Source organism: Caldicoprobacter sp. (genome assembly GCF_047459465.1).
Taxonomy (GTDB): Bacteria; Bacillota; Clostridia; order Caldicoprobacterales; family Caldicoprobacteraceae; genus Caldicoprobacter.
On record NZ_VSCO01000088.1, the window covers coordinates 1 to 7,463 of the forward strand.

Genomic DNA, 7,463 nt, shown 5'->3' on the forward strand with positions numbered 1-7,463 from the left:
TTTTGAAGGAGCCCAAGAATGCGCTGGTCAAACAGTATCAAAAGCTGTTTGAGATGGATGGCGTAACGCTGGAATTTGAAGATGAAGCCCTGCGGTTGATTGCCAAGCAGGCGTTGGAGCGCAAGACAGGAGCTCGTGGCCTGAGGGCCATAATGGAGGAATTGATGTTGGATGTAATGTTTGAGATCCCCTCGCGGGAGGATATCGAGAAGTGTATAATAACCAAAGATGTGGTGCTGAAGAAAAGCGAGCCCATAATAATAATTTCAGAAGGACAGAGGGCGCGAAAAGGCTTTAAAAAGCAAAAGGAGAAGCGTGAATCGGTATCGTGATCGTTGCAAGAAGTGTAGACTCAAAAAGGGAGCGAGTACATCGCTCCCTTTTTTATTGCTGAATACGCCATGGGCAATAGCAAAAGGGATATATAGAAAGCCTGTTAAAAAATTGAGAATTAAGCTTTTTATAGCCCTTCTTATAAGGCCAACGCTTTCAACAGGCTAGCAAGAATGTCAAAATTGGATAAAAATTTTCTGGTTACATATACTATCCTGAAGAACACCTAAAAACAGGCTGTTACTTTTTAGTTCATGGTCAGGCTTTAGGAAGGGGGAATACCACTTGCTCGGGAACGTTGTGATCATAATACAGCTCTTTTTTGCCATAATTATAGGGCTGTATTTTTTGAACCTGCTTAGAAGTCAGCAGGGAAATAAGATTGCAGTGGAGAAGGAGTCGAAAAAAGAGCTTGAAAACCTTCAGAGGCTTCGCGAAATTTCTTTGACCGAGCCCTTATCTGAAAAGACCCGTCCTACCAGCTTCGAAGAAATAATAGGGCAGGAAGAAGGAATAAAGGCTCTCAAGGCTGCGCTGTGCGGGCCCAATCCCCAGCACGTCATAATTTATGGCCCTCCCGGCGTGGGAAAGACCTGTGCCGCGCGGCTGGTACTGGAAGAGGCAAAGAAAAATCCCATGTCACCCTTTCGCCCGGATGCTAAGTTCATTGAGATGGATGCTACTTCCATACGCTTTGATGAGCGCAGCATAGCCGATCCCCTCATAGGTTCGGTTCACGATCCCATATACCAAGGGGCAGGCCCTCTGGGCATTGCCGGCATTCCGCAACCCAAACCGGGGGCCGTCACCAAAGCCCATGGAGGCGTTCTTTTCCTGGACGAAATCGGTGAGCTTCACCCCATACAGATGAACAAGCTGCTTAAGGTTCTGGAGGACAGAAAGGTATTTTTTGAGAGCGCCTATTACAACGCCTATGACACCAATATTCCTCGCCACATCCATGAGATATTTCAGAAGGGCTTGCCGGCCGATTTTCGCCTAATTGGGGCAACCACCAGAAGCCCTAGCGAGATACCGGCAGCCATAAGGTCTCGATGCCTGGAGATATTTTTCAGAGAGTTGAGGCCCGATGAGATCATGCAAATAGCCAGGAATGCGGCTAAGAAGGGTGGATTCTCCATTGCCGAACGGGCGGTTGAGCTGGTGGGCAAGTATGCTGCCAATGGCAGGGAAGCGGTCAATATGGTACAGCTGGCGGGAGGCCTTGCTCTGACTGAGGGAAGGACCGACATTACCGTAGAGGATATAGAATGGGTAATAAACAGTGGGCACTACAGCCCGAGGCCCGAGAAGAAGGTACAGGGCATGCCCATGGTGGGATGTGTGAATGGGCTGGCAGTTTATGGCGCCCATCTGGGAACTATCATGGAAGTAGAGGCATCGGCCATGCCGACCGGGAAGGGGAAAGGCGTGGTTACGGTGACAGGCATAATCGATGAAGAGGAGATGGGTTCTGAGAGCAAGCGGATGCGCAGGAAGAGCACAGCCAGAGATTCGGTGGAAAACGTGCTGACGGCTGTCAGGAAATGGCTGGGCGTAAATCCTCGTGATTATGACATACATCTCAATTTTCCCGGTGGTATCCCTGTGGATGGTCCTTCAGCGGGCATTGCCATGGCGGTGGCAATATATTCTGCCATAACGGGACAACCTGTTGATGGCAGGGTGGCTATGACGGGAGAGGTATCCATCCTGGGAACGGTAAAGCCGGTGGGAGGCATCGCAGCTAAGCTAGAAGCGGCCGTTCAAGCAGGAGTAAAGAAGGTGATAATTCCAATGGAGAACTGGCAGGAAACTTTCAAAAACTACAGCATATCTATTGTTCCTGTGGAGAGGATTGAACAGGTCATAGAGCATGCCATGTATAAAGGGGAAGATGATGCTGGAGTTACAAAAGTGTCGCACCAGGCCGGGCTTTTAAGCGCACAGGCCAAATGATTCAAGTCCGGGATTATAAATCCCGGTTTTTATTGTACCTTTTATATTTGGAGCTTTGTAGGCATATATTTGGAGCTTTGTAGGCAGTGCAAGGTGGTATCTATAAGATGGGACAGCTGCAGCTTGATTTTTTAACCGGTTATTATATATAATTTTTTTAACCGGTTTATTATATATAATTCTTAACTTAAAAGACCAAGTAGATGGACAAAATGTAGGTACGGGATTTTTTATGTGTGTGGAGGAGATAACGATATGGCCGAGAAAGCGGCTGAAAAGAAAAGGGGTAGGCGTAGGCGAAAGGCTGATAATAAATTAAGGCGTATCCCCTGCCTGCCGCTTAGGGGATTGACGGTTTTCCCGTATATGGTGCTGCATTTTGATGTAGGGCGCCATAAATCCATCGCAGCCCTGGAGGAGGCAATGATAAACGACCAGGAGCTGCTTTTGGTTACCCAGAAGGACGCAAAGATGGATGATCCGGGCTTTGAAGATATATACCACGTAGGTACTGTATCTAAGATAAAGCAGCTTCTCAAGCTCCCGGGCGATACTATACGCGTACTGGTGGAAGGGCTTAGGCGTGGCCGGATCGTCAAGTGCATATCCACCGATCCGTATTTTGAAGTGGAGATTGAGGAGATTGAGGAAAATGATGCTGAGCCAGGCAATCTGGAACAGGAAGCTCTGATGCGAAGCGTGCTGGATATATTTGAGGATTATGTAAAGCTTGGCAACCGGGTATCTCCCGATATCCTGATATCAGTCAATGCGGTTGAAAAGCCCGGACAGCTGGCCGACATCATCGCTACCAATGTGCTGGTCAAGGTCGAGGACAAGCAGAGCATCCTAGAGGCATTTGACCCGCAGGATAGGCTGGAGAAGCTATATGCCATATTGACCAGGGAAATTCAGATTCTGGAGATTGAGAGGAAGATCAATCAGCGGGTAAAAAAACAGATAGACAAGCTCCAGCGGGAATACTATTTAAGGGAGCAGCTCAAGGCCATACAGAAGGAGCTAGGTGAGAAGGACGGCATAGGCGAAGAGGTTGAGGAATACAAGCGAAAGATAGAGATGGCGCAGCTTCCCGAAGAGGCATATGAGAAGGCCATGAAAGAGCTGGACAGGCTGTATAGAATGCCTCCGGGTTCGCCAGAGATAGGGATTATAAGGACCTATTTGGACTGGCTTGTAGAGCTGCCGTGGAATATTGAGACTGAGGACAACACGGACATTAAAAAGGCCGCCAAGATATTGGACGAGGATCACTATGGCTTGGAAAAAGTAAAGGAACGAGTGTTGGAGTATCTGGCTGTGCACCAGCTGACCCAGCAGATGAAAGGCCCAATATTGTGCTTTGTGGGTCCGCCTGGCGTGGGCAAAACCTCTATCGCCAGGTCTATTGCACGGGCTCTCAACAGAAAATTCGTTAGGATGTCCTTGGGCGGCGTGAGGGACGAGGCTGAAATCCGCGGACATCGAAGGACTTATGTGGGGGCTATACCCGGCCGGATTATAGCCTCCATAAAGCAGGCAGGTACAAAAAATCCTGTATTTCTCTTCGATGAGATAGACAAGATGAGCAGCGATTTTCGCGGAGATCCTGCTTCTGCCATGCTGGAGGTGCTGGACCCGGAGCAAAACTTCGCTTTTCGGGACCACTATTTGGAGGTGCCCTTTGACCTATCCAAGGTTATGTTTTTGACAACTGCCAATACCCTTGAGACCATACCGAGGCCCTTGCTGGATAGGATGGAGGTCATTCAAATTTCGGGCTATACCGAAGAGGAAAAGGTGCACATTGCCTCCCGCTACCTCATTCCTAAGCAGGTGAAGGAGCACGGCCTTAAAGAGGGAAGCGTTCAGATATCCGAACGGGCCATCAGAGATATCATCAACTATTATACTCGGGAGGCTGGAGTGCGCAATCTGGAGCGACAGATTGCTACCATATGCAGGAAGGCTGCCAGGCAGATACTGGAAACCAATCAGATGCGCATACGGATAACCAACGGCAACCTAAAGCGCTATCTGGGCGTTCCCATATACCGCTATGAAAAAGCGGAGCAGCATAACCAGGCCGGCATTGTCACAGGTTTGGCTTGGACTGCGGTGGGCGGTGATACACTATTTGTAGAGGCAATACATATGCCGGGCAGCGGAAAACTGGTGCTTACCGGTCAGCTGGGTGATGTCATGAAGGAATCGGCACAGGCCGGCTTCAGCTATATACGGGCTAAGGCGCGGGATTTGGGCATAGATCCTAATTTTTACAACAATACCGATATTCATGTACACATCCCAGAAGGGGCAATACCCAAGGATGGCCCTTCGGCTGGCATTACCATGACCACGGCCATAATCTCGGCGCTGACGGGGATACCCGCCCGCAGCGATGTTGCCATGACGGGCGAAATTACCCTGAGGGGAAGGGTACTACCCGTCGGAGGTCTAAAGGAAAAGGTATTGGCAGCCCATAGGGCAGGAATTACCAAGGTCATAATCCCTGCTGAAAACGAAAAGGACCTGAAGGAGATCCCCGAGAACGTTAAGCGAAAGGTAAAAATAATATTGGTGGATCATATGGATCAGGTGCTGGAACATGCCCTGGTGGAAGTTCCTAAGCCCAAACAATAGCTTTACTCCTCTTCGTCTTGCGGATTTATTATTATGTCCACATTGCCCAATGTTATCCTGTTAGGGCTGTCTGTGGTCTGTACCATTGTTGTAGTTTGAAGAACGTCTCCACTTTGAGAGCCATTTCCGGCTTCCTGTGGGGGGGATGCAGTAGCTCTGGGCTGTGGAAGCTGTTTTCCTTCGCTTGGGGAGGATACATTGTCGTCAGTGAACGTGGAATGCGAGGAAGGCGATGTGCTGTGTGTGCTATTGCCGTCCATTGGAGGCGGTGGAGTTGACGACGTTTGATAGGCCTGTTTCTTATCGAGAGCAGGCTTTTTTTCTTTTTGGGATATGTCGGTGTAGGCAAAAGCTTGCTTGCTGTATATCCTTAGCTGCTCTATTTGAAAGGAGAGCTTTTTTACCATGGCTTCCAGGAAATACATGGCCTTGTTATTTTGGAGCAGTTGTTCTTGAAAGGCATAAATGCTAGAGGTTATGTTTTCGAGTTGCTGTTCCATGGCAGCTACCTTTTTTTCTAGCTGGCTGTATGATGCCAATTGTTGACCTTCTTTTTTTTGCGCTGTTGCAGCGGTCGACTTTGACCGAGGACCTGAGAGGTCCAGGACTTCTTTATAGTTTATGCCCCATAACCTTAAAGTGGGGGGAAGATCCGGCCTGTCGAAGGAGGTGTAGTAAAAAAAGGTCGGATTGTCCGATGAAGCGTGGGGGATTTTTTGTGGAGAACTCCAGGTATTGCCGCCATCCTGTGAAGCTGCGCAGTATATATCTCCTTTTACTTCCCATAGGCAATACAACTGATCCAATAGCAGCAGGGTGGGATGGATGGGCTGGTCCTGGCTGGTGTGTATGACCTTTGCTTCTAGGGTATCGTGTTCAGGTTGAAGTGCATATCTTATAGATAGATATTTTATGACATGGTTGGAGTTTTCCTTTTCCTTCCATACGACGTGAAGGCGGTGATGGGGTTCAGCGTATAGATAAAATTCTGAGCATTCACGGTCGAGCTTATATATCGTTGTTGGATGGGTCCAGGAAGAAAATGAGGGGCTAAAGCAGCAATATAGCAGCGAAAGTTGATGGTCGGATTGTTGGCTGAATAACAGATGCACATTTCCCAGGCTGTCAATAAAGACGCTTTCTATGGCCGTTAAGCTGTCGGGAGTGAAGGTCCAGACCCTTTGCCTTGTCCACTTATTCCCATTGCCTCGATAATGTATCAGGAATTCCGTCCCGCGCCTTACTGAACTCTTGATGTAATACATTATGTGCACGGTGTCCCGATATGCCATTATGGTGAAGAAGGAAATGTCTTGTGCAGGAGTCCGAAGATATTCTACCGTCTGGCGTTGCCATTTGACGCCATTCCACTGATAATATACCAGCTGATTTATAGTAGTATATGCCAATACATGAACATTATCGCGGGAATCAATTGTAGCTGCAAGGTCTTTAACCGGCTGTGGATCCAGTAAAACGCTTTCAACAGTTGACCCAGTTTCTGCTTGGGAATCCAATTGGGAATACATTATGTGCTGCTGGGGCGAGAGAAAAAAGTGCCATCGTTTTCCCGAGGAGGTTTTGAGCACAAATGACCTATGGTCGCATATTGACATAGTATCACCCATTTCATTTCTAGCGTTTTAGTAAATCTTTATGATATGATTTGAAAATTTATCACATGCCCTATCACACATAATTGAGTTTTTACATATTATGCACAGTGAGAGGAGATGCACATTTCCTCGAGAACATATCGTGACTAAAGGAGGGTTGAGAATGTCTTTCTATTCATATAAAAATCAGGGCAATGAACGGTGTCCCGGTCGGATAGGGTTTGATGCATGCAAGAAGATAATTGAAAAGGTATGCATCCAGGTAAATAAAGTGTATGACGCTTGTCTTCAGCAGGAAACTTTAAGGGACATAAGGCTTGTGGTAAGGGACATATGTGGGGATTGGCAGAACTTTACGCCGCCGTTTACCTTCGTAGGCTGCAGAAGCACCAGCGTAAAAGGCAGATTGATAGGCACACAGATTACCAGGCTACCGGATCGCCCAAATTTTGCAAGGATACAGACTAAAGTCGAGATACCGGTTGAAGTAATTTTTGAGGACTCAAGAGGCAATAAGGGTACTGGCAATAGCACCATAGTTATTCCAAAAGATGTAATACTCTTTGTGCCGGATGAGTCGGTAATTCCCTTCCAGCTGGAAAGCGTTGTTAACGCTATGTGCATATCAGGGAAGGCGATACCCGGTGAGGGTTTGAGGTTCGAGGTCGATGCATGCATCACTATCATCCTGAAGATTGTAGCTAAAGTTGATCTGCTGGTGCCTTCGTTTGGATTCTGCGAGATTCCTCCTTGTGAAGAATTTTCAGAGAATCTCTGCGAAGAATTCTTCCGACTTCCGCTGTTCCCGCCACAGATCGAAGATGTACGCGATAAGGCCCGAGCTTTCAATCCACGTTTGTACTCCAATGAAGGTATGTACTCCAATGAAGGCGAGCAGGAGGAGTAGCCTTATAT

The 7,463-nt window shown here is 47.8% G+C and carries 4 protein-coding genes and 1 pseudogene; 4 read left to right on the forward strand and 1 reads right to left on the reverse strand.

What is annotated here, in order from left to right; genetic code table 11:
- The 3 genes and pseudogenes from FWJ59_RS06605 to lon all read left to right on the forward strand — a co-directional run.
- Positions 1-332 (forward strand): annotated as a pseudogene (locus FWJ59_RS06605) (ATP-dependent Clp protease ATP-binding subunit ClpX); the annotation flags it as partial.
- Between the two features lie 286 nt (positions 333-618).
- Positions 619-2,292, forward strand: a complete 1,674-nt coding sequence (gene lonB / locus FWJ59_RS06610; protein ID WP_414481177.1) for an ATP-dependent protease LonB — start codon at positions 619-621, stop codon at positions 2,290-2,292.
- Positions 2,293-2,547: 255 nt separating this feature from the next.
- Positions 2,548-4,932 carry an endopeptidase La gene (lon, locus tag FWJ59_RS06615; protein ID WP_414481178.1) on the forward strand — a complete coding sequence of 795 codons (2,385 nt, stop codon included), beginning with the start codon at positions 2,548-2,550 and terminating at the stop codon, positions 4,930-4,932.
- Between the two features lie 2 nt (positions 4,933-4,934).
- Here the strand turns inward: lon and FWJ59_RS06620 are convergent, their stop codons facing one another.
- Positions 4,935-6,560, reverse strand: coding sequence for a hypothetical protein (locus FWJ59_RS06620; protein WP_414481179.1), 1,626 nt, complete (start codon positions 6,558-6,560; stop codon positions 4,935-4,937).
- A 151-nt stretch (positions 6,561-6,711) separates the two neighbouring features.
- Between FWJ59_RS06620 and FWJ59_RS06625 the strand changes: the two genes are divergently transcribed.
- Complete coding sequence (locus FWJ59_RS06625) at positions 6,712-7,455, forward strand: hypothetical protein (RefSeq protein WP_414481180.1); 744 nt, start codon at positions 6,712-6,714, stop codon at positions 7,453-7,455.
- Positions 7,456-7,463: the final 8 nt, after the last annotated feature.

Excerpts from the sequence above, each read along its gene's own strand:
- lon (WP_414481178.1), top strand. The coding sequence starts at position 2,548 with ATGGCCGAGAAAGCGGCTGAAAAGAAAAGGGGTAGGCGTAGGCGAAAG.
- FWJ59_RS06625 (WP_414481180.1), top strand. The coding sequence starts at position 6,712 with ATGTCTTTCTATTCATATAAAAATCAGGGCAATGAACGGTGTCCCGGT.
- FWJ59_RS06620 (WP_414481179.1), bottom strand. The coding sequence starts at position 6,560 with ATGGGTGATACTATGTCAATATGCGACCATAGGTCATTTGTGCTCAAA.